General features: G+C 72.0%; 21 protein-coding genes. 11 read left to right on the forward strand and 10 right to left on the reverse strand.

Annotated elements, in window-relative coordinates:
- The first annotated feature begins 3 nt into the window (after positions 1-3).
- Positions 4-990, forward strand: a complete 987-nt coding sequence (locus OG974_RS23700; protein WP_371644395.1) for an SAM-dependent methyltransferase — start codon at positions 4-6, stop codon at positions 988-990.
- Positions 991-1,191: 201 nt separating this feature from the next.
- Here OG974_RS23700 and OG974_RS23705 read toward each other — a convergent pair whose 3' ends face one another.
- Together OG974_RS23705 and OG974_RS23710 are read right to left on the reverse strand one after the other, a co-directional pair.
- Positions 1,192-2,745, reverse strand: coding sequence for a M28 family metallopeptidase (locus OG974_RS23705; RefSeq protein ID WP_328763330.1), 1,554 nt, complete (start codon positions 2,743-2,745; stop codon positions 1,192-1,194).
- Between the two features lie 151 nt (positions 2,746-2,896).
- The gene (locus OG974_RS23710) at positions 2,897-4,018 is read right to left on the reverse strand and encodes a DUF5937 family protein (protein ID WP_327284688.1); all 1,122 of its coding nucleotides are present in this window, start codon (positions 4,016-4,018) and stop codon (positions 2,897-2,899) included.
- Between the two features lie 108 nt (positions 4,019-4,126).
- Between OG974_RS23710 and OG974_RS23715 the strand changes: the two genes are divergently transcribed.
- Positions 4,127-4,351 (forward strand): hypothetical protein, encoded by a 225-nt coding sequence (locus OG974_RS23715; protein WP_327284689.1) that lies wholly within the window; start codon positions 4,127-4,129, stop codon positions 4,349-4,351.
- Positions 4,352-4,361: 10 nt separating this feature from the next.
- Here OG974_RS23715 and OG974_RS23720 read toward each other — a convergent pair whose 3' ends face one another.
- From OG974_RS23720 to OG974_RS23745, 6 genes are all read right to left on the reverse strand, one after another.
- Positions 4,362-5,108, reverse strand: a complete 747-nt coding sequence (locus OG974_RS23720; RefSeq protein WP_327284690.1) for a GntR family transcriptional regulator — start codon at positions 5,106-5,108, stop codon at positions 4,362-4,364.
- Between the two features lie 189 nt (positions 5,109-5,297).
- Positions 5,298-6,107 carry a type III pantothenate kinase gene (locus tag OG974_RS23725; RefSeq protein WP_327284692.1) on the reverse strand — a complete coding sequence of 270 codons (810 nt, stop codon included), beginning with the start codon at positions 6,105-6,107 and terminating at the stop codon, positions 5,298-5,300.
- A complete protein-coding gene (gene nadC / locus OG974_RS23730; protein WP_327284693.1) occupies positions 6,107-7,105 on the reverse strand; it encodes a carboxylating nicotinate-nucleotide diphosphorylase in 999 nt (332 codons plus the stop codon). The genes OG974_RS23725 and nadC overlap by 1 nt, the downstream gene beginning before the upstream one ends.
- Positions 7,102-8,835, reverse strand: a complete 1,734-nt coding sequence (locus OG974_RS23735) for an L-aspartate oxidase (protein WP_327284694.1) — start codon at positions 8,833-8,835, stop codon at positions 7,102-7,104. The genes nadC and OG974_RS23735 overlap by 4 nt, the downstream gene beginning before the upstream one ends.
- A complete protein-coding gene (gene panC, locus OG974_RS23740) occupies positions 8,832-9,836 on the reverse strand; it encodes a pantoate--beta-alanine ligase (RefSeq protein WP_327284695.1) in 1,005 nt (334 codons plus the stop codon). The genes OG974_RS23735 and panC overlap by 4 nt, the downstream gene beginning before the upstream one ends.
- Positions 9,833-10,762: a DUF2520 domain-containing protein gene (locus OG974_RS23745; RefSeq protein WP_327284696.1), complete on the reverse strand. Its 930-nt coding sequence runs from the start codon at positions 10,760-10,762 to the stop codon at positions 9,833-9,835. The genes panC and OG974_RS23745 overlap by 4 nt, the downstream gene beginning before the upstream one ends.
- Positions 10,763-10,860: 98 nt before the next feature.
- On the opposite strand from OG974_RS23745, the gene OG974_RS23750 reads away from it, so the two are divergent.
- From OG974_RS23750 to OG974_RS23780, 7 genes are all read left to right on the forward strand, one after another.
- Positions 10,861-11,976, forward strand: a complete 1,116-nt coding sequence (locus OG974_RS23750) for a beta-eliminating lyase-related protein (protein ID WP_327284697.1) — start codon at positions 10,861-10,863, stop codon at positions 11,974-11,976.
- Between the two features lie 232 nt (positions 11,977-12,208).
- Positions 12,209-12,394, forward strand: a complete 186-nt coding sequence (locus tag OG974_RS23755; protein ID WP_327284698.1) for a DUF397 domain-containing protein — start codon at positions 12,209-12,211, stop codon at positions 12,392-12,394.
- Between the two features lie 86 nt (positions 12,395-12,480).
- Positions 12,481-13,161 carry a hypothetical protein gene (locus tag OG974_RS23760; RefSeq protein WP_371644400.1) on the forward strand — a complete coding sequence of 227 codons (681 nt, stop codon included), beginning with the start codon at positions 12,481-12,483 and terminating at the stop codon, positions 13,159-13,161.
- Between the two features lie 13 nt (positions 13,162-13,174).
- Positions 13,175-13,348, forward strand: coding sequence for a hypothetical protein (locus tag OG974_RS23765; protein WP_327284700.1), 174 nt, complete (start codon positions 13,175-13,177; stop codon positions 13,346-13,348).
- A gap of 153 nt (positions 13,349-13,501) precedes the next feature.
- A complete protein-coding gene (locus OG974_RS23770; protein WP_327284701.1) occupies positions 13,502-14,005 on the forward strand; it encodes a BlaI/MecI/CopY family transcriptional regulator in 504 nt (167 codons plus the stop codon).
- Positions 14,006-14,014: 9 nt separating this feature from the next.
- Positions 14,015-14,545 carry an amino-acid N-acetyltransferase gene (locus OG974_RS23775; RefSeq protein ID WP_327284702.1) on the forward strand — a complete coding sequence of 177 codons (531 nt, stop codon included), beginning with the start codon at positions 14,015-14,017 and terminating at the stop codon, positions 14,543-14,545.
- A 165-nt stretch (positions 14,546-14,710) separates the two neighbouring features.
- A complete protein-coding gene (locus OG974_RS23780; RefSeq protein WP_030867899.1) occupies positions 14,711-15,049 on the forward strand; it encodes an Lsr2 family protein in 339 nt (112 codons plus the stop codon).
- On the opposite strand, the gene OG974_RS23785 is transcribed toward OG974_RS23780, so the two are convergent.
- On the reverse strand, positions 15,028-15,639 hold the full coding sequence (locus OG974_RS23785) for an SCO3374 family protein (RefSeq protein ID WP_327284703.1): 612 nt from the start codon (positions 15,637-15,639) through the stop codon (positions 15,028-15,030). The two genes, OG974_RS23780 and OG974_RS23785, sit on opposite strands and share 22 nt — an antisense overlap.
- A 450-nt stretch (positions 15,640-16,089) precedes the next feature.
- On the opposite strand from OG974_RS23785, the gene OG974_RS23790 reads away from it, so the two are divergent.
- Both OG974_RS23790 and OG974_RS23795 read left to right on the forward strand, forming a co-directional pair.
- Positions 16,090-18,615, forward strand: coding sequence for an ATP-dependent Clp protease ATP-binding subunit (locus tag OG974_RS23790; protein WP_030158472.1), 2,526 nt, complete (start codon positions 16,090-16,092; stop codon positions 18,613-18,615).
- 343 nt (positions 18,616-18,958) lie between these two features.
- Complete coding sequence (locus OG974_RS23795) at positions 18,959-19,576, forward strand: M23 family metallopeptidase (RefSeq protein ID WP_327284704.1); 618 nt, start codon at positions 18,959-18,961, stop codon at positions 19,574-19,576.
- A gap of 16 nt (positions 19,577-19,592) precedes the next feature.
- On the opposite strand, the gene OG974_RS23800 is transcribed toward OG974_RS23795, so the two are convergent.
- The gene (locus OG974_RS23800) at positions 19,593-20,867 is read right to left on the reverse strand and encodes a LamG domain-containing protein (protein WP_327284705.1); all 1,275 of its coding nucleotides are present in this window, start codon (positions 20,865-20,867) and stop codon (positions 19,593-19,595) included.
- Between the last annotated feature and the right edge of the window lie 53 nt (positions 20,868-20,920).

The following is a 20,920-nucleotide window of genomic DNA, read 5'->3' on the forward strand; positions in this document are numbered from 1 at the left end:
GGGATGAGGACCCAGGGAGAAGTCGCGGACACGATTCCGGTTCCGGTTCGGTGGCGTACGGCGATGCAGGCCGCGCTGTACGGACCGGACGGGTTCTACGTGCGCCCGGGCGGGCCGGGACCTGCCGGGCACTTCCGCACCTCCGTGCACGCCTCGCCGCTGTTCGCGGGGGCGGTGGCCCGCCTGCTGCGGTGGGTGGACGCGGAACTCGGGCATCCGCCGGGGCTGGACCTGGTCGACGTCGGGGCCGGCCGGGGGGAGCTGCTGGTCGGGGTGCTGGCCGCGCTCCCGGCGCAGGACGCGGCGCGGGTACGCCCGTACGCGGTGGAGCGGGCGGCCCGGCCGGACGGACTCGATCCGCGCATTCGGTGGGTCGCCGAACCGCCCGAGGGGACCACGGGCCTGCTGTTCGCCAACGAGTGGCTGGACAACGTACCCCTGGAGATCGCGGAGGACGGCCGCTACGTGCTGGTGGCCCCGGACGGGACGGAGAGCCCCGGCCCGGCGGTGGACGGCGCGGACCGGGCGTGGCTGGAGCGGTGGTGGCCGGGGACGGGCCGCGCCGAGATCGGGCGGGCGCGCGACGAGGCCTGGGCGGGGGCCGTGGCCACGCTCGGCCGGGGGCTGGCGGTGGCCGTGGACTACGCCCACACCCTGGCCGAGGGGCGGCCGCCGTACGGGACGCTGACCGGGTTCCGATGCGGTCGGGAGGTCACGCCCGTCCCGGACGGGAGTTGCGACGTGACGGCGCACGTGGCGCTGGACGCGTGCGCATTGCCCGGGGCGGTGCTGGTTCCGCAGCGCGAGGCGCTGGGCCTTCTCGGGGTCTCGGGGGCTCGCCCCCCGCTGGCGATGGCCTCCGCGGACCCCGCGGGGTACGTCCGGGCGCTGGCCTCGGCCGGCGAGGCGGCGGAACTCACCGCCCGCGGCGGCCTCGGTGACTTCGGCTGGCTGATCCAGCCGGTCGGTGTCGCGGGCTGGCCCGGTTGACCGTGCGCCGCTGCGCGGGGCCTCCCCCACCCCGCCCCTTCCCGAAACCGGGGGGCAGAGCCCCCGGACCCCCCGGGTCCTCACGCGCCGGACGGCTGGGAAGTCCGGCCCCGCCGGCGATCGAGGCGCGGGGTCCGGGGCGGAGCCCCGGGGCGCGGAGAAGGGGCGGGGCGGGGAGGGGGCCCCGCGCAGCGGAAGCCGTTACTGCACGGTGTCGTGGTCGTGGCCCGGGCGCAGACCGCCGCCCGTCGCGCCGCCCGTGGTCGGCTTCGAGGCGACCGGCTGCGACAGCGGGGCCAGGTCGAACGCGTAGTGGCCGACCGCGTTCGCGATGACGTCGACGTTGATGTCGAGCGCCTTCTGGTTGATGTTGGTGATGTCGTCGCCCTTGCCGTGGTAGTTCACGTCGTACGCGACACCCGCCTGGCCGCCGAACTTCGCGGCCTGCGCCGCCGTCTTGATGCCCTCGGCGCCCGTGTCCGTACCGCCGGACGGGATGCCCGCCTCGATGAACGGGCCGTAGTCCGAGCGGCCCGTGAAGTCCGAGCCCTCGTGCGGGATCTTCTGCGCGTCGAGGAAGTCGGTGATGCCCTTCTCCAGCTGCGCCGAGCCCTCCGGGCCGGGGCCCGAGCCGACGTGGTCGGAGTCGTCGCCGTCGTAGACGAAGTACGCGGCGTTCGGTGAGGCGATCATGTCGAAGTTCAGGTACAGCTTGATCTGCTTCTTCTGGGCGTCCGTCAGTCCGTTGACGTACGCCTCGGAGCCGAGCAGCCCGAACTCCTCCGCCGACCACCAGGCGAACTTGACCTTGTTCTTGATCTTGTTCTGGCTGCTCGCGAGGCGCTGCGCGACCTGGAGGATGCCGGCCGATCCGGACCCGTTGTCGTTGATGCCGGGGCCGGCCGAGACCGAGTCGAGGTGCGAGCCGAGGAAGACGGTGTTGTTCTCGTCGCCGCCCCGCGTCTCCGCGACGACGTTGTACGTCTTGCGGTTCTCGCGGAACTCGCGGATGTCGAGGGTGACCTCGACCGGGCCGGCCGCCGCCTCGGCGGCGAGCCGCTCGCCCTCCGCCTGGGTGACGCCGCCGGTGGGGACCTTGCCCGCGTCCGCCGCGCCGAGGGTGCCGTTGAGGGCGCCCGCGGTGTTGTTGTAGATGATCGCGCCGACCGCGCCGGCCGCCGCCGCATTGGCCTGCTTGGCCGCGAAGGTGCAGCCGCCGCGCTTGACGAGCGCGATCTTGCCGGTGAAGGCGCCCGCGGCGAAGTCGCCCGGCTCGCATCCGTTCGTACCGTCCGCGTCCACGGGGGCGACGGCTACCGGCGCCGTCACGCCGCCCTCCGGGCCGCTCGCCGTGTAGGTCATCAGCTTGATCGGGACGTCGCGGCCGCCCGCGCCGCCCACCTTCAGCGTCTCGGCGATCGTCTCGACGTACACGAAGTCGAACTCGTTCTTCGAGACCTCGTAGCCGGCCGCGCGCATCACGGCCTCGACGTACTGGGCGGACTGCACGTGGCCCTTGGAGCCGGCCACGCGGGTGCCCTTGTTGTAGTCGGCGATGGCCTGGAAGACCTTCAGGTGGTTGTTGGCGCCTTTGCCGGTCGCGTCCTTGACCAGCTTCCTGGCCAGTGCGTCGCCCCGTGCGGCATCGCTCTGCGGGCTGCCGGTGGCACCGGCCGGCCCGGCGAGCACGAGCGGGGAGACGAGGGCCGCGGCGGCCAGGGCGGCGGTTGCTGCGGCTATACGGCGTGAGGGCATGAAGATCCTTCCACGACAAGTACGAGCAGACACACGGACGGAGGCGGTGCACGGTACGTGGGGGAGCGGTGGACGCACGGTATAGACCATGGGGCCGGTCTGGCCAGAGGTTTCACTGTTTCCGGTTGACGAAATCCGCATATCGGTACGGTCAGCGCAGGATGCCCTCGATGAACTCCGAGCCGATCCGGGCGACCACTCCCAGGTCCAACTGGTGCTGGACGTACCGTCCTTGGCGCCGGGTGTGCAGCAGGCCGGCCTTCTTCATCGCCGACAGGTGCCGCGACACCTCAGGCGCCGTGATGCCGTGTACGGTCGCCAGCTCGCTCGTCGTGTACGGGGCGCGGGCCAGGCTGCGGCACAGCATCATCCGCATCGGGTGCGCGAGCGCCTCCATCCGCCGCTGGAGCAGCTCCACCGAGCCCGGCTCGGGCAGTTCGGGGGAGCGCAGCGGATAGTGGACCACCGGCATCCAGCCGGGCGCGTGCAGGACCAGCAGGTGCGGCCAGCCGAAGTTCGTCGGGACGAAGACCAGGCCGGGGCCCATCTGCGGATCGGTCGCCGTGGCCGAGCCGTGGACCATCTTGTCGACGGTGATGGTGGTGGCGGCCTGGTCGACGCTCAGTGCCCTCGACACCTCCTGGAGCGTCGATGCCAGCCCCTTGCGGCGCAGCATCTCGGTCTTGTGCCGCGCGTCGGCGCTCTGCCCCGGCTCTATCCGGCGCCAGGTCTCCGCGAAGAACGCCTCGTCGCAGTCCTCCAACAGCCGCCGCAGCCACACCCGTACGGAGGCCGTGTCGTCCAGCAGCCGCAGCGAGAAGTCCAGCTGCCGGGGGCCGCGGGCGGCGGCCGTCTCCAGCGCCTTGGTCCGGGCCCGCGGGTCCTTCAGCGGGGAGGGGCCGCCGCCCTCGTTGTAGAGCGCCAGCCAGCAGTGCTCCAGGGCGGCCATCACGAACCGGTCGTCGTCCATCCGGTCGAGTACGTCGAGCTCCTCGGCCAGCGTCGCGGCGGGCAGGCCGCTGCCGCCGGGGATGGCGGCGAAGGCCATGAAGATGTCCGAGAAGGAGCTGCGCCACATGAACTCGCCCTCCAGCAGCCGGTCCGCGAGGCAGGGGTCCAGCGCGGCCGAGGTGGCGGTGGTCCAGGAGGCGAGGCCGGGGTGGTGCGCGGGCTGCGACAGCGAGTGCAGCGCCATGCAGAGCTCGGAGAGCGGGGAGGGCGCGAAGCGGATGCGGTCCGCGGGGAGCCCGGCGATGTCGATGGTGACGCTCATCGGCCCATTCTGACCCGTCGGAGGTCTGTGACCAGGCCAGACACGGATCGATTGACGAGGAGCGTCAATCGTCGTGCGGGGTGGGCCGAGCGGGTTCAGGGTGGATGCATGACAGCGATAGAGCAGTACCTCATCGACACCTGGCGGGCCTCCCAGCAGGGCGCCCCGATGCCCCCGCCGCCGGGCCGGGACGACGTCGCCGTGCTGCGCTCGGCCCGTACGTACGCGCAGTTCCAGGCCGTCGTCGACGGCAGAGGGGCCCGCCACCCCTGGTGGGCGGCCCTGTGCCGGCACGCGGCCGGGGGCCGCCGGCACGCGGCCGGAAGGACGTGATGCGGACCGGTCAGCGGTCTTCGGGGTGGAAGTCGATCTCGTACGCGATCTCGGAGCGGCGGTCGGCGACCACGATGTCGGCGGTCTCCACGGCCCGGCCGTCCGTCGCGTAGTACGTCCGTTCGATAGCGGTGATCAGGTCGCCGACGCTGATGCCGAGCAGATTGGCCTGCCGCTGGTTCGCGCGCGCCGGGCGGGGGACCTCCAGCGCCGAGGCGACCAGCACGCCGATGGAGCGCATCCGCTCGATGACCCCGGCGCCCTTGAACGGGCCCGCCTCCGGCAGGACGACCGGGGTGCCGTCCGTGACCGCCATCGGCTCCCAGGACTCGCAGATCTCCACCGGCCGGCCCTCGGCCAGGAACTCGTACGTGGTGAACACGCACGGGTCGCCCGCGGGGACCGCGAGCCGCTCCGCGATCCGCTCGGGTGCCGGCGTACGGGCCGTGGAGTGCGATTCCCACGTCAGGCCCGAACCGCCCGAACCGCCCGGACCGGCCCGGCGGCGGCGCCGGGAGCGGACCGTGCGCAGCCGTTCGCGCGGCTCGCACAGGTACGTGCCCGAGCCCGCGCGGCCCTCCAGCAGGCCCTCGATGATCAGCAGCTCCAGCGCGCGCTGCGTGACGCTCTGCCCGACGCCGTACTCCCGGGCGAACCGGGCCCGCGACGGCAGCTTCGCGCCGACGGGCCACTCCTCGGCCCGGATCCGGGCGCGCAGCGCGTCCGCGACCTTCAAGTACGCCGTATCACGGGCCATATGAGCCGTCCTGTGCCTGTCGACGAGTTGGGCTCAAGCTAATTCATCAGGTCGAACCCGAGTCTTCAGAACGGCGAGGAGTGAGAGGCCGCGCAGCCCGCCCGCCCCCCCCGGCAACCGTGCGGGCGGGGCGGGGCGGGGCGAGCGGCATGCATGCGGCAGGCCGGCAGGCAGGAGGGCTGCGCGGCCTCAGTCGAAGTTCGGCGCGTTGCGCTCGTACACCAGGCGCAGCCCGATCAGCGTCAGCCACGGCTCGTGGTCGTCGATGACGGAGGACTCGCCGAGGACGATCGGGGCGAGCCCGCCCGTCGCGATGACCCGTACGTCGGACGGCTGGCCGGTCGGGCCCGCCAGCTCGCGGGCCATCCGGTTCACGATCCCGTCGACCTGGCCCGCGAAACCGTAGACCACGCCCGACTGCATGGCCTCGACCGTGGACTTGCCGATCACGTTGCGCGGCCGCGCCAGCTCGATCTTGCGGAGCTGGGCGCCCCGTACGCCGAGGGCCTCCATCGAGATCTCGATGCCCGGGGAGATCACCCCGCCCACGTACTCGCCCTTCGTGGACACCGCGTCGAAGGTGGTAGCCGTACCGAAGTCGACCACGATCGCCGGGCCGCCGTAGAGCTCGACGGCGGCGACCGCGTTGATGATGCGGTCCGCGCCGACCTCCTTCGGGTTGTCCATCAGGATCGGCACGCCCGTCTTGATGCCGGGCTCCACGAGCACCGCGGGGACGTCGCCGTAGTAGCGGCGGGTCACCTCGCGCAGCTCGTGCAGCACCGACGGCACGGTCGAGCAGATCGCGATGCCGTGGATGCCGTCGCCCAGCTCGCTGCCGAGCATCGGGTGCATGCCCATCAGACCCTGCATCAGCACGGCCATCTCGTCGGCCGTGCGCCGCGGGTCGGTCGAGATCCGCCAGTGCTCGACGATCTCGTCACCGTCGAACAGGCCGAGCACGGTGTGGGTGTTGCCGACGTCGATGGTCAGCAGCATTACCGCTCCTCGCGCAGGTCCAGCCCGATGTCCATGATCGGGGACGAGTGCGTGAGCCCGCCGACCGCCAGGTAGTCCACGCCCGTCTCCGCGTACGCGCGGGCGTTGGCCAGCGTGAGCCGGCCGGAGGACTCCAGCACCGCGCGGCCGGCGACCAGCGCGACGGCCTCCTCGGTCTCGATCGGCGTGAAGTTGTCCAGCAGGATCAGGTCGGCGCCCGCGTCCAGGGCCTCGCGGACCTGGTGCAGGGTGTCCACCTCGACCTCGATCGGCAGGTCGGGGAACTGCTCGCGGACGGCCTTGAACGCCTCCGCGACACCGCCCGCCGCGATCACGTGGTTGTCCTTGACCAGTGCCGCGTCCGACAGCGACATCCGGTGGTTGACGCCGCCGCCGCAGCGCACCGCGTACTTCTCCAGGGAGCGCAGGCCCGGCGTGGTCTTGCGGGTGTCACGGACCTTCGCCCCGGTGCCCTGCAGCTCGTCGGCCCACGTACGGGTCGCCGTCGCGATGCCCGACATCAGGCAGAGCAGGTTCAGCGCGCTGCGCTCACCGGTCAGCAGGTCCCGGGTGCGGGCCCTGACCGTCAGCAGCACCTGGCCGGGCTTCACCCGGTCGCCGTCCTCGACGTGCCGCTCGACCTCGAACTCGTCCTCGCAGACGACGGACAGGACGGCCTCGGCGACGCGCAGGCCGGCGACCGTGCCCGCCTCGCGGGCGGTGAAGTCGGCGTGCGCGACGGCGTCCTCGGGGACGGTCGCCACCGTGGTCACGTCCACCCCGCCGTCAAGGTCCTCGGAGATCGCCATGTGGGCGATGTCCTCGACCTCGATCGGGTCCAGGCCCGCGTCGGCCAGCAGCTGGGCCAGCGCCGGGTCCAGGCCGGACTCCTCGCCGTCGCCGCAGCCGCAGTCGTCGCCGCAGCCGCCCGCGGACTCGTCGAGGAGCGGCAGCTCCGCGTGCTCGTGCTCGTGGTCGTGCGTTTCGGGGGTGCTCACGATGACTGCTCCTGGCTCAGGGGGTGCTGTACGGACGGAAAGCCCGCGGAGTCGGTGGGGATGACGACCAGGGCCCGCTTTTCGGTGGCGGACAGCCGGACGACGAGGTGGCGGCGCCAGGCGGCGTCGTCGCGGTCGGGGTGGTCCTCGCGCCAGTGGCAGCCGCGGGTCTCCTCGCGGCGCAGGGCGGCGGCGACCAGCACGCGGGCCACGCACAGCAGGTTCGTGGCCTCCCAGGTCTCGGTGCCGGGCACGGCGGTCTTGCCGTCCGTCTCCAGCGCCGTGAGGGCGGTCGCGTACAGGTCCTCCAGGGCGGCGGCCGCCGTGCGCAGGGACTCGGCCGAGCGGAGCACGCCCGCGCCTGCCGTCATGATGCGCTGGATCTCGTACCGCGCCCCGGCGGGCTGGAGCGGCCCGGTCGCGGGGACCGGGATGCCCGGGCCGTTGCCCGCGGGCGCCCGGCCGATGATGTCGTCGGCGATCCGCTCGGCGAAGACCAGGCCCTCCAACAGGGAGTTGGACGCGAGCCGGTTCGCGCCGTGCACGCCGGTGCAGGCCACCTCGCCGCACGCGTACAGCCCGGGGACGGTCGTCCGGCCGTGCAGGTCGGTCCGTACGCCGCCGGAGGCGTAGTGCGCGGCGGGCGCGACCGGGATCGGCTCGGTCACCGGGTCGATGCCGTGGGAGCGGCAGGCGGCCAGGATGGTCGGGAAGCGCTGCTCCCACATCTGCGCGCCGAAGTGGCGGGCGTCCAGGTACATGTGCTGCGCGCCCTGCTCCTGCATGCGGCGCGTGATGCCCTTGGCCACGATGTCGCGCGGGGCCAGCTCGGCCAGCTCGTGCTGTCCGAGCATGAAGCGGACGCCGTCGCCGTCGACCAGGTGGGCGCCCTCGCCGCGGACCGCCTCCGACACCAGCGGCTGCTGGCCCTCGGCGTCCGGGCCGAGGAACAGCACGGTGGGGTGGAACTGGACGAACTCCAGGTCGGAGACCTCGGCCCCGGCCCGCAGGGCCAGCGCGACCCCGTCGCCGGTGGACACCGACGGGTTGGTGGTGGCCGAGAAGACCTGGCCCATGCCGCCGGTCGCGAGGATCACGGCGGGCGCGTGGACGGCGCCGACGCCGTCGTGCTGGCCCTCGCCCATGACGTGCAGGGTGACACCGGCCGTACGGCCCTCGGCGTCCTGGAGCAGGTCCAGTACGAGCGCGTTCTCGACCGTCTCGATGCCGGCCGCCTGCACGGCTTCGACCAGCGCCCGGGAGATCTCGGCGCCGGTGGCATCGCCGCCCGCGTGCGCGATCCGGCGGCGGTGGTGGCCGCCCTCACGGGTCAGCTCTATCTCGCCGGTCTCGGCGGAGGTGTCGAAGACCGCCCCGGTGGCGATGAGCCGGCGCACGGCGTCCGGTCCCTCGGTGACGAGGAGCCGCACCGCGGCCCCGTCGCACAGTCCGGCGCCCGCGACGAGCGTGTCGTCCAGGTGCTGCCCGGGAGTGTCGCCGTCGCCGAGGGCCGCGGCGATCCCGCCCTGCGCCCAGCGCGTGGAGCCGTCGTCGAGGCGGGCCTTGGTGACCACGACCGTACGGCGGCCCGCGGCGGCGCAGCGCAGTGCGGCCGTCAGGCCGGCGACGCCGGAGCCGACGACGACGACGTCCGCGTCGACGGCCCAGCCGGGGGCGGGGGCGTGCAGCCGTATGCCGGTACCGGCGGTGGCTGTGCCTGGGGTGCTCACGTGTGTGCTCCGAACTCCAATGGGATGTTGTCGATCAGCCGGGTCGTCCCCACCTTCGCGGCGACGGCCAGCACGGCCTGCCCGGTGAAGTCGGGGCCGACATCGGTGAAGTCCTGCGGATCCACCAGGGCCAGGTAGTCCAGCAGCAGCGGCGGATCCTGCCGGGCCGCCTCCTCCAGGACGTGCCGGGCGGCGGCCCGTACGGCGTCCGGGAGGCCGGTGCCCGCGGCGGACACGGCGTGTGCGTCGGCGGCCGACCGGATCTCGCCGAGCCGGGCCAGGGCGGTGGCCCGCTCGTCGCTGGCCGGGGACGCCTCGGCGCGGGCCCGCAGCGCGGCCTGCGCGGCGAGCCGGTCCTGCCCGGCGAACAGGGCGCGGGACAGGGCCAGGGCGGTGCGCCGCTCTCGGTCGGAGAGGTACCGGTTGCGGGAGGACAGCGCGAGCCCGTCCTCCTCGCGTACGGTCGGTACGCCGACCACCTTCGCGGGGAAGTTCAGGTCGGTGACCATCCGTCGGATCAGGGCCAGCTGCTGCGCGTCCTTCTGGCCGAAGAGGGCCAGGTCGGGACGGGTGAGGTGGAGCAGCTTGGCGACGACGGTCAGCATGCCGTCGAAGTGGCCGGGCCGGGTGGCCCCTTCGAGGCGCTCGCCCATCGGGCCGGCGCTGACCCGCACCTGGGGGGCGCCGCCGGGGTAGACCTCGTCGACCGCCGGGGCGAACACCGCATCGGCGCCGGCCGCCCGGGCGATCTCCAGGTCGGCGTCGAGGGTGCGGGGGTAGCGGTCGAGGTCCTCGTTGGCCCCGAACTGCAGCGGGTTCACGAAGACGGTGACCACGACCTGGCCCGCGGGCCCGGCCTGCTCGCGGGCCGTGCGGATCAAGGTGGCGTGGCCCTCGTGGAGGGCGCCCATGGTCATCACGACGGCGCGCGGGCCCTCGGCGGTGCGCGGGAGCTTGTGCAGTTCCTCCGCGGTGTCGATCAGCAGCAGGTCGTGGTTCACCGGCGGTCGTCCCCTTCGGTGCCGTTGACGTGGTCCGCGCCGTCGGCGAGCACCCCGAGCAGGTCCTCGGCGAGTTCGGGCTTCAGGAGGCCGTGCGCGAGGGCCCGGTCGGCGGTGGTGCGGGCCATCGCCAGGTACCCGGCGACCGTGCTGGGGGCGTGCTTGCGCAGCTCCGAGACGTGGGCGGCGACGGTGCCGGCGTCACCGCGGGCCACCGGGCCGGTCAGCGCGGCGTCACCCGAGCGCAGGGCGTTGTCGAGGGCCGCGCCGAGCAGCGGGCCGAGCATCCGGTCGGGGTGCTCGACCCCGGCCTTGTGCAGCAGCTCCATGGCCTGGGCGACCAGGGTGACCAGGTGGTTCGCCCCGAGTGCGAGGGCCGCGTGGTAGAGCGGACGGTTCTCCTCCGCGATCCACTCGGGCTCCCCGCCCATCTCGATCACCAGGGCCTCGGCCGCGAGCCGCAGCTCCTCGGGAGCCGTGACGCCGAACGAGCAGCCGGCGAGCCGCTGTACGTCGACCTCGGTGCCGGTGAAGGTCATCGCCGGGTGCAGGGCCAGCGGGAGCGCGCCCGCGCGCCGGGCCGGGGCCAGCACGGCGGTCCCGTACCGCCCGGAGGTGTGGACGAGGAGCTGGCCCGGCCGGACCGCGCCGGTTTCGGCGAGCCCCTCGACGAGCGACGGCAGCGCGTCGTCGGGCACGGTCAGCAGGACCAGGTCGGCCAGCTCCAGCACCTGCGCGGGCGGTACGAGCGGCACGTCGGGCAGCATCCGCGCGGCGCGCCGGCGGGAGGCGTCGGAGACGCCGGAGACGGCGACCGGCCGGTGTCCGGCCTGCTGGAGTGCGCGGGCCAGCGCGGGGCCGACCCGACCGGCGCCGACGACGCCGACGGTGAGCCGGGCCGGGCGCGGTTGCTGGGATGAATTCACGCGGGGAGGGCCTTCCGTTCCAGTCCGCGGGGGGTACCGGACGATACGTCGCCATGCTAGCCCCTGGGCGTGTTGGCCGGTCGGCGATGATCGGGGGCATGACTGCTGACGACGATCTGACGAAGAGGCTGGTGGCGGCGGGGCGCAGCGCCGAGCGGAGGCTCAGCGGCAGCCCGCGCGAGGCGACGGTCGGCGAGCTGCTGTCGGGTCTGGCGGCGCCGGATCCCGACGAGCCGGCCGACGTGTACGGGGACGGCGTGGTGACCCGGCTGGAGCGGCGGGTGGCGGAGCTCCTGGGCACGGAGGACGCGGCGTTCTTCCCGTCCGGGACGATGGCCCAGCAGATCGCGCTGCGCTGCTGGGCCGGCCGGACCGGGAACCAGGTGGTCGCGCTGCACCCGATGAGCCACCCGGAGGTGTGGGAGGGCGGTGCGCTGTCGCTGGTCTCGGGCCTGCGGACGGTGCACCCGACGACGGACCCGCGCCAGCCGACGGCCGAGGACGTCGCGGACCTGCCGGAGCCGTTCGGGACGCTGATGCTGGAGCTGCCGCTGCGGGAGGCCGGATTCCTCCTCCCCTCCTGGGAGGAGCTGGAGGCCGTGGTCGACGCGGCCCGAGACCGGGACGCGGTCGTCCACTTCGACGGGGCCCGGCTGTGGGAGTCGACGGTGCACTTCGGGCGGCCGTTGCCGGAGATCGCGGGGCTCGCGGACTCGGTGTACGTCTCGTTCTACAAGTCGCTCGGCGGCCTCAGCGGCGCGGCCCTGGCGGGCTCCTCGTCCCTGGTCTCGGAGGCGAGGGTCTGGCGCCACCGGTACGGCGGCCAGATCTTCCACCAGTTCCCGCAGGCCCTGTCGGCGCTGGCGGGCCTGGACCGGGAGCTGCCGCGCCTGCCGTCGTACGTGGAGCGGGCCCGCGTCGTGGCGGCGGCGCTGGCCGAGGCCCTGGCCGACGGTCCGGCCCCCTGGTTCCGGATCAACCCGGAGGTCCCGCACACGCACCAGTTCCAGGTGTGGCTGCCGTACGGGGCCGACCGGCTGACGGAGGCGGGCGTCCGCCTGGCGGAGGAGACAGGCACGGTCCTCTTCCGCAGGTGGTCCCCGACGGTGGTCCCGGGCGTGTCGATGACGGAAGTCACGGTCACGCAGCCGGGCCTCACCTGGACCGCGGAAGACGTCCGCGAGGCCACCCGGGCCTTCACGGCCCGCCTCTGAGGCGGGCCCGCCCCGCGCTTCCGGGCCCCGCCGGGCACGGTGCGGACCCGGCGTCGTCCGGGCGCAGGAGTGCGGGGCGGGGCCCCCGGCGGCGGTGCCGCAGATGCACGAACGGTCCCGCCAGTTCAACGACGACGCACCGAATTCCGCCGAAGTCGTCGGTCCGGCGCCCCGACGGAGTTACCTTCCCTTCCACGGGAAGCAACGGAGCCGTCCCCCGAGGAGAGACACCATGACCGCTCACCCCGCCTGGCAGAAGTCCACGTACTGCGGCGAAGGAGACGCCTGCGTCTACGTCTCCGCGGCCCCCGGACACCTCGTCCGTGTCGCTGACCGGGCCGACCCCGCGCACCTGGTTCTGGCCACCACCCAGGCCGCCTGGGCCGACTTCCTTGACGCAGTCAAGGCGCAGGGGTAGGGCCCGCCCCGGCCCGTCGCTCGGCGGACGCGCCCGGAATCACGCCCCTCAGGGGATTTTGTCCGATTAGCGCGTATCTTCGGCCCATGCCCACGCCCTACGGATCCCGCGGCGGCATGGCGTTCAGCGCCGCCGAGCTGCACGTGCTCAGGCGAACGCTCGCCCACGCCCTCCAGTCCTCCACGGCCCCCCTGACGACCTCCGAGGTCCAGGACTGCCTGCGCCTCGCGCAGTCGGTGGACGAAGCGGTCCAGGAGGCGGGGCGGCTGAGAGAGTTCCTCCTCGCCGACCTCGCCCGCTACCGCGGCGCCCTGCCCGGCAGCCTCTCCGGCTACCTGGAGCTGCTCCAGGACGCCCTGGCGGCGGGGTACGAGCCCGCGCCCGACGACCTCGCGGCACTGCGCGCGCTACGGGCCAACCCGGTCGCTGCGGCCCTGCTGGAACGCTGCCAGGCCATCGCCGAGCGCTCCGTGCGGCGGCGGTTCTCGACCGCGCCCGCGCCCCGGACGCGCCTGTTCGCCCTGGCGGGCGGGAAGGACGCCAAGGAGGACAAGGACGCGAAGGACGCCAAGGGCGAGAAGGGCGAGAAGGGCGGCAAGGGCGGCAAGGAGGAGCCCGCCCGTCCCGCGCCGACCCCCAAGGAGCCCAAGGACCCCGAGCGGCCCGCCGAACGCCCGTCCGAGCGGCCCATTCCGACGCCCGGCGAGGTGTTCCCGCCGCGCCGCAAGCCCACCCCGCCCCCGGCGGCCGGGCTCGCCGCCGGGTAGCTACGCTGGGGGCATGGACTACGTTTCCGCGCTCGTGCCCCCCGTAGTGATGGCCGGCTTCTTCATCGCACTCGTCGTGACGATCGTGAAGAGCCAGGGCGGCGCCAACAAGGCGAAGGAAGACGCGGCGGCCGACGCCGTGATCGCCCGCGCCGAGGCCGCCCGGCAGGCGCAGCCCGGCAAGTAGCCGGCACCCCCCGGACGGCGCGCAGCCACTACCCGGGGCACACGTGCAGGGCCGGGGGTTCCCGCGACTTCGTCGGGGCGCCCCCGGGATTTCGTGGCGCGTTGCCTTCCGAATAGCCGGGCAATTCCGCACATTCCGCACTATCGTGCTGTTGTGCCTCGCCCCTTGGGAGAACTCGAAGACGCGGTCATGACGCGGGTGTGGCAGTGGAACCGCCCGGTCACTGTTCGTGAAGTACTGGAAGACCTCCAGCAGGAACGGTCCATCGCGTACACCACGGTCATGACGGTTATGGACAATCTTCATCAGAAGGGCTGGGTCCGCCGGGAAGCCGAAGGCCGCGCCTATCGATATACGGCGGTCTCCACCCGAGCCGCCTACTCGGCCGCACTGATGAACGAAGCGTGGTCGACGAGCGACAACCCCGCGGCCGCCCTCGTGGCCTTCTTCGGCATGATGTCCGCGGAACAGCGCGAAGCCCTCCGGGACGCCATCCGCATCGTCGGGTACGACGCCGAGTCGGGCGCCGAGTCCGCCGCGGCGCCCCCTGCCGCAGCGGCCCCCGATGCACTTCCCGAAGCGGCCTCCGAAGCGCCTTCCGAACAGCCGCCCGCCGAAGGGGACTCCGCCGGGCGCGGCACCGAGCCGGGGCGATAGCGTCCGGGCATGGGTGAGTTTTCCGCTGCACACGCAAAAACACTGACGATCCGCCGTGCCCGCACCGGCGATGTTCCCGCACTGCGCCGCCTGCTCGACCAGTACGTGCAGCAGCGGATCCTCCTCGACAAAGCCCCGGTCGTCCTTTACGAGGACATCCAGGAGTTCTGGGTCGCGGAACGCGGTTCCGACGGCCAGGTGGTGGGCTGCGGCGCTCTCCACGTCATGTGGGAAGACCTGGCCGAAGTGCGTACTCTCGCGGTCGACCGCGAGTTGAAGGGCGCTGGAGTCGGCCATCAGCTGCTCGGGCAGTTGTTGGACACCGCCCGGGCAGTGGGCGTCTCGAAGGTTTTCTGCCTCACCTTCGAAGTGGACTTCTTCGCGAAGCACGGCTTCGTCGAGATCGGCGAGACCCCGGTCGAGACGGATGTCTACATGGAGCTCCTGCGTTCCTATGACGAGGGCGTCGCCGAGTTCCTCGGTCTCGAACGGGTGAAGCCGAACACCTTGGGCAACAGCCGGATGCTTCTGCACCTCTGAACGATCACGGTGGCTTTTCCCGTGCTCCGCGCACCTGTGGCCTATGTCCGAATCGCGCACGTTTCCCGCCGCGTTGCGGTCTCGAACCTCTCCCCGGGGGTTTGTGTTTTCCAGGGAAAAGCGGTTTCCTTTCCGCGTACTGCTTTTCGATGAAAGGAAATCCCGGTGGCACAGAAGGTTCAGGTCCTTCTTGTCGACGACCTCGACGGTGGCGAGGCGGACGAGACCGTGACGTTCGCTCTGGATGGCAAGACCTACGAGATCGACCTCACCACCGCCAACGCGGAGAAGCTGCGTTCCGCGCTCGCCGACTACGTCAAGGGCGCTCGCCGCACCGGCGGCCGCGCCTCCGGTGGTCGCGCCAAGACGCGGACGGCCGCGACGTCCGGCAACCCGGACACCGCGGAGATCCGCGCGTGGGCCAAGGCCCAGGGGATGAGCGTCAACGACCGCGGGCGCGTCCCGCAGGAGATCCGCGAGGCCTACGAGAACGCCAAGGGCTGACCCGCGGCCTCTCGTTCCAGGGGCGTACGCCGCCACAGGCGCGCCCGGTGGCATTCCGTCGCCGCCGCGGCGACCAGGCGTACGAGATCGGGCCCGGCACCACCGTGCCCGGGACCGGCACCCTGCCCGGGACCGGGCAGGGACGGCAGCAGTGCCTCACACCCCTGCTCGGGGGGTCGCAGCCACACGGCGGCCCCCCGGGGAGTTCCCCCGGGGTGTCCCGGTGGAACCGGTGCCGCGATCCGGCCGCCGGCGCCCAGCCCGACGAGGTCCAGGGCGACTCCGCCCCACTCCAGCCAGTCGAGCAGCCCCTCCAGCTCGTCCGCGCTCCCCGGAGCCACCAGGAACCGCATCCGGCGTCCGGTGAGCGCCACCGGCCCCGTGGCGAGCGGCCTGCGCAGCAGCTCCGCCCCGGCATCGGCCGGTAGCTCCAGTACGTCGAACCGCGTCCCGGTGAGCAGCCGGGCGGGCGGCCCGGCCGCGACGGGCCAGCCGAGCACCCCCTCGTACCAGGACGCGTACGCGTCCCGGAACGAATCCGCGGGAGAATCCTCGGGCGCGACGCGGGGGAGCGGAGCGGTGACGGCCATGTCCGGAGCAACTCCGCGGCGACCGTGGAGTTACGCAGCGCACCGGGTTCTGTGCGGAACGTAAACTTCCGTCGGGGTGGGGTCCTACATTCGGGACGCAATCGTGTTCGCCCGTAGCTGAGGGAACCGGCGCCACCGGCATGGAGTGTCAGTCCTTACGGGTAAGACATTCCTAGTGGATCGGGGCGACACGCTGATTTGGCCGGCTTCCGTTCGCCATCGGCGTACACGTGTGACGGGTATCTGCCTGGCCTGCGGGAACATCGTCTCGCACCATCGGGTTGGAGCAGTTGTCGGCTGATGAAGCCGGTTTTCCCCACTGACGTGGGGGTGATCGCGGACGGATGTCGGCAGTTGGAATGAGCTGTCCCGCCCCGCGGGACTAGCATGCGGAAGGACAGGGCGGGGACCGACCCCGAACTGCCCGACCGCTCTGAGGAGCGATAAACGATGTTCGAGAGGTTCACCGACCGCGCGCGGCGGGTTGTCGTCCTGGCTCAGGAAGAAGCCCGGATGCTCAACCACAACTACATCGGCACCGAGCACATCCTCCTGGGTCTGATCCACGAGGGTGAGGGTGTCGCCGCTAAGGCCCTGGAGAGCCTCGGGATTTCGCTCGAGGCTGTTCGCCAGCAGGTTGAGGAGATCATCGGTCAGGGGCAGCAGGCCCCGTCCGGCCACATCCCCTTCACTCCGCGGGCGAAGAAGGTCCTGGAGCTTTCGCTCCGTGAGGCCCTCCAGCTCGGCCACAACTACATCGGCACCGAGCACATCCTGCTCGGCCTCATTCGCGAGGGCGAGGGCGTCGCCGCCCAGGTCCTGGTGAAGCTGGGCGCCGATCTCAACCGAGTCCGGCAGCAGGTCATCCAGCTGCTTTCCGGCTACTCCGGCGGAGGCAAGGAGTCGGCCACGGCCGGCGGCCCGGCCGAGGGCACCCCCTCGACCTCCCTCGTCCTGGACCAGTTCGGCCGCAATCTCACGCAGGCCGCCCGCGAATCCAAGCTCGACCCGGTCATCGGGCGCGAGAAGGAGATCGAGCGGGTCATGCAGGTCCTGTCCCGCCGTACCAAGAACAATCCGGTCCTCATCGGCGAGCCCGGCGTCGGCAAGACCGCCGTCGTCGAGGGCCTGGCCCAGGCGATCGTCAAGGGCGAGGTGCCCGAGACCCTCAAGGACAAGCACCTCTACACCCTGGACCTCGGCGCCCTGGTCGCGGGCTCCCGCTACCGCGGTGACTTCGAGGAGCGCCTGAAGAAGGTGCTCAAGGAGATCCGCACCCGCGGCGACATCATCCTGTTCATCGACGAGCTCCACACCCTCGTGGGTGCGGGCGCCGCCGAGGGCGCGATCGACGCCGCCAGCATCCTCAAGCCCATGCTGGCCCGTGGTGAGCTCCAGACCATCGGTGCCACGACGCTGGACGAGTACCGCAAGCACCTTGAGAAGGACGCGGCCCTTGAGCGCCGCTTCCAGCCGATCCAGGTGGCGGAGCCTTCCCTCCCCCACACGATCGAGATCCTCAAGGGCCTGCGCGACCGCTACGAGGCCCACCACCGCGTCTCCATCACGGACGAGGCCCTGGTCCAGGCGGCGACGCTGGCCGACCGGTACATCTCGGACCGCTTCCTGCCGGACAAGGCGATCGACCTGATCGACGAGGCCGGCTCCCGGATGCGCATCCGCCGGATGACCGCGCCGCCGGACCTCCGCGAGTTCGACGAGAAGATCGCGGGCGTGCGCCGCGACAAGGAGTCGGCCATCGACTCCCAGGACTTCGAGAAGGCGGCTTCCCTCCGCGACAAGGAGAAGCAGCTGCTGGCGGCGAAGGCCAAGCGCGAGAAGGAATGGAAGGCCGGCGACATGGACGTCGTCGCCGAGGTCGACGGCGAGCTCATCGCCGAAGTCCTCGCGACCGCGACCGGCATTCCCGTCTTCAAGCTCACCGAGGAGGAGTCCTCGCGACTGCTCCGCATGGAAGACGAGCTCCACAAGCGCGTCATCGGCCAGAAGGACGCCATCAAGGCGCTCTCCCAGGCCATCCGCCGTACCCGTGCGGGTCTGAAGGACCCGAAGCGCCCGGGTGGCTCGTTCATCTTCGCCGGCCCGTCCGGCGTCGGTAAGACCGAGCTGTCCAAGACGCTCGCCGAATTCCTCTTCGGCGACGAGGACGCGCTGATCTCCCTCGACATGTCGGAGTTCAGCGAGAAGCACACGGTTTCCCGCCTCTTCGGTTCGCCCCCCGGCTACGTGGGCTACGAAGAGGGCGGCCAGCTCACCGAGAAGGTGCGCCGCAAGCCGTTCTCCGTCGTCCTCTTCGACGAGGTCGAGAAGGCCCACCCGGATATCTTCAATTCCCTTCTCCAGATCCTGGAGGACGGTCGTCTGACCGACTCCCAGGGCCGGGTCGTGGACTTCAAGAACACGGTCATCATCATGACGACCAACCTGGGTACCCGGGACATCTCGAAGGGCTTCAACCTCGGCTTCGCCGCCGTGGGCGACGTCAAGACCGGTTACGACCGGATGAAGGCGAAGGTCAACGAAGAGCTCAAGCAGCACTTCCGGCCCGAGTTCCTGAACCGTGTCGACGACACGGTCGTCTTCCACCAGCTGTCGCAGGAAGACATCATCCAGATCGTCGACCTGATGATCGCCAAGGTCGACGAGCGCCTGAAGGACCGCGACATGGGCATCGAGCTGAGCGGCGACGCGAAGCTCCTGCTCGCCAAGCGGGGCTACGACCCGATCCTGGGTGCCCGCCCGCTGCGCCGCACCATCCAGCGCGAGATCGAGGACATCCTGTCCGAGAAGATCCTCTTCGGCGAGCTGCGTCCCGGCCACATCGTGGTCGTGGGCAAGGAGGGTGACGGCGAGGACGCCAAGTTCACCTTCCGCGGCGAGGAGAAGTCGGCTCTGCCGGACCTGCCCCCGATCGAGGCCACGGGCTCCGGCCCGGACCTGAGCAAGGGCGCGTAAGCACCGGTCGCACCGCTGCACGAGGGGCGGCCCCGGAACCATTCGGTTCCGGGGCCGCCCCTTTTCCGGTGACAAGCCGCACAGGGCAAATCGGACCTACGAGGACCTCTCGTAGGTCCAATGTCCGATTTGCCCTGGAATGGGGATGCCCTCCGCCCAGAAATGATGCCGTCAAACGGCTGCGTCACACCTCCGCGCCTACGAGTCCCGGTAGTAATCGGGAGGTTTGGGGATGTCGCGGGACACGGGTTACCAAGGGTGGGCAAGTCCGGCACCGCCTTCCGGCACGCCGGGTGGCTTCATGCCACGCCCCGCCCTTGTCCCCGGCCCCGGAGGTCTCCACATGTCCGTGAAGCGCGTCAGCACCCGTCGTACCCGTATCGTCCTCGGCGCCACCGCTCTCGGTGCGGCCCTGGCTCTCGGGGCCGGAACGACCGCCGCCTTCGCCGACACCGCCCCGCAGACCACCCTGACCGGCACCCCCGAGCTGGTCGCGGCCCAGGCCGCCGCCCAGGGCTCCGCGGCCGCCGCCGGGAAGACCGTCACCTGGCAGAAGCCGGTCGGGACCTACACGCTCTCCGCGACCTTCGGCAAGGGCGGCACCATGTGGTCCCACAAGCACTCGGGCCAGGACTTCGCCTGCCCCGTCGGCACCCCCGTCAAGGCCGCCCACGGCGGCATCGTCGTCAAGGCGGGCCCCAACGGCGGCGGCGACGGCCCGGCGTACGGCAACGCCATCGTGATCAAGCACGCGAACAACACGTACTCGCAGTACGCGCACCTCTCGAAGATCCAGGTCCGGATCGGCCAGAAGGTCACCAAGGGTGCGCAGATCGCGCTGTCCGGCAACACCGGCAACTCCAGCGGCCCGCACCTCCACTTCGAGATCCGGACCACCCCGAACTACGGCTCGGCCGTGAACCCGGTCGCGTTCCTGCGCAACGTCGGCGTCACCGTCTGATCCGAGCGGCAGCCGCTCAGTACAGCAGCCAGGAGCCCGTCGGCTTCGCCGACGCGTCCACCCGGCCCGCCTTGAGCGTGTCGATCTGCGCCGGGGACAGCAGGACGTCGTACGTCTGCACGCTGTCCATGGCGCCGCTCCAGGCGGCCGTCCACTTGTCCTCGTGCCGGGTCCGGGCCAGCTGGAGCGGGCCCGGCGCCTGGAAGACGCCCGGGACCGCGCTCTCGCCCGTCTTCTTCCCGTTCACGTACAGGGCGACCAGCTTGCGCTCGGCGTCGTAGGTCCCCGTCAGCTCCGCGAAGGTCTTCTCCATCTTCGGGTTGTCGCCGGCCACGACCACGGTGGTGGCGTCCGCGCCCTGGTCGCCCGTCTGCACGCGGAAGACCCAGGCCGGCTTGCCGTTCACCTGGTCCAGGCCCAGCTCGAACGAGGACGACTTCTCGTTGCCCTGGCTGACGGCGATCTGGCGCCCCTTGGCGGAGCGGACCCAGACCCGCGCCGAGACGGTGAAGCTCTTGGCCGTGTCCACCACGCGCTTCTCGGACTCGGCGTACGAGTTCTCGTTGCCCTTCGTGCGGATCTCGAAGCGCTTGTCGATCGGGAAGACCCCTGCGTCGGGGCCCATCTTCAGCGGGGCCTTTCCGCTGCGGTCGCGGATGCTCGTCGGGTCGTCCTTGACGGTCGGGGTGTTGTCGACCGGAGTCTTGCTCTTCGAGCCGCTGGGGGAGGGCGAGGCCGATACGGTCGGGGACGGCTTGTCGTCCTTCGCCTCGTTCTCGTCCTTGCCGTCGCCACCCAGCAGCAGGAACGTTCCACCGCCGGCGAGCAAGGCCAGTACGGTCACCCCGCCGCCGATCATCCACAGCCGCTTCTTGCGCTTCTCGGCCGCCGAGCGGTCGGCCATGGCCTCCCAGTCCGGCTGGTCCGACTGCGGCGCGAACGGCCCGGGGAGCCCGGGGCCCGGACCGACCGGCGGCGTCGGCGCGCCCATGTTCGGCAGGCCCTGGGCCCACTCCTGCTGCTGCGGCGGGACCGCGGCGGCCGGGGCCTGCTGGTACGGGGCGGGCTGGGCACCGGGATGGCCGCCCTGCTGCGGGTAGCCGTAGCCGGAGCCGTCCGCGGGCGGAACCGCCGGCGGGGGGCCGAAGCCACCGCCACCGGGGGCGGGCGCACCGGGCGGGTAGCCGTAGCCGGCCGCGGGGGCCGGCGGGACCGGCGGGAACCCGTAGCCCCCGTTCCCCGGGGCGGGCTCGGGCTGCGGGTTGCTGGAGGGATTCGTACCGTCGGTCATGCCTGGGATGCTAAAACACGGGACCGCACGGGTGTGCGGCCCGGTCCCGATCG

The organism is Streptomyces sp. NBC_00597, assembly GCF_041431095.1.
Taxonomy (GTDB): Bacteria; Actinomycetota; Actinomycetes; order Streptomycetales; family Streptomycetaceae; genus Streptomyces.

Bases quoted from the DNA above. Each gene is read 5' to 3' on its own strand.
- OG974_RS23700 (WP_371644395.1), top strand. From the start codon at position 4: ATGAGGACCCAGGGAGAAGTCGCGGACACGATTCCGGTTCCGGTTCGG.
- OG974_RS23705 (WP_328763330.1), bottom strand. From the start codon at position 2,745: ATGCCCTCACGCCGTATAGCCGCAGCAACCGCCGCCCTGGCCGCCGCG.
- OG974_RS23710 (WP_327284688.1), bottom strand. From the start codon at position 4,018: ATGAGCGTCACCATCGACATCGCCGGGCTCCCCGCGGACCGCATCCGC.
- OG974_RS23715 (WP_327284689.1), top strand. From the start codon at position 4,127: ATGACAGCGATAGAGCAGTACCTCATCGACACCTGGCGGGCCTCCCAG.
- OG974_RS23720 (WP_327284690.1), bottom strand. From the start codon at position 5,108: ATGGCCCGTGATACGGCGTACTTGAAGGTCGCGGACGCGCTGCGCGCC.
- OG974_RS23725 (WP_327284692.1), bottom strand. From the start codon at position 6,107: ATGCTGCTGACCATCGACGTCGGCAACACCCACACCGTGCTCGGCCTG.
- OG974_RS23750 (WP_327284697.1), top strand. From the start codon at position 10,861: ATGACTGCTGACGACGATCTGACGAAGAGGCTGGTGGCGGCGGGGCGC.
- OG974_RS23755 (WP_327284698.1), top strand. From the start codon at position 12,209: ATGACCGCTCACCCCGCCTGGCAGAAGTCCACGTACTGCGGCGAAGGA.
- OG974_RS23760 (WP_371644400.1), top strand. From the start codon at position 12,481: ATGCCCACGCCCTACGGATCCCGCGGCGGCATGGCGTTCAGCGCCGCC.
- OG974_RS23765 (WP_327284700.1), top strand. From the start codon at position 13,175: ATGGACTACGTTTCCGCGCTCGTGCCCCCCGTAGTGATGGCCGGCTTC.
- OG974_RS23775 (WP_327284702.1), top strand. From the start codon at position 14,015: ATGGGTGAGTTTTCCGCTGCACACGCAAAAACACTGACGATCCGCCGT.
- OG974_RS23785 (WP_327284703.1), bottom strand. From the start codon at position 15,639: ATGGCCGTCACCGCTCCGCTCCCCCGCGTCGCGCCCGAGGATTCTCCC.
- OG974_RS23790 (WP_030158472.1), top strand. From the start codon at position 16,090: ATGTTCGAGAGGTTCACCGACCGCGCGCGGCGGGTTGTCGTCCTGGCT.
- OG974_RS23795 (WP_327284704.1), top strand. From the start codon at position 18,959: ATGTCCGTGAAGCGCGTCAGCACCCGTCGTACCCGTATCGTCCTCGGC.
- OG974_RS23800 (WP_327284705.1), bottom strand. From the start codon at position 20,867: ATGACCGACGGTACGAATCCCTCCAGCAACCCGCAGCCCGAGCCCGCC.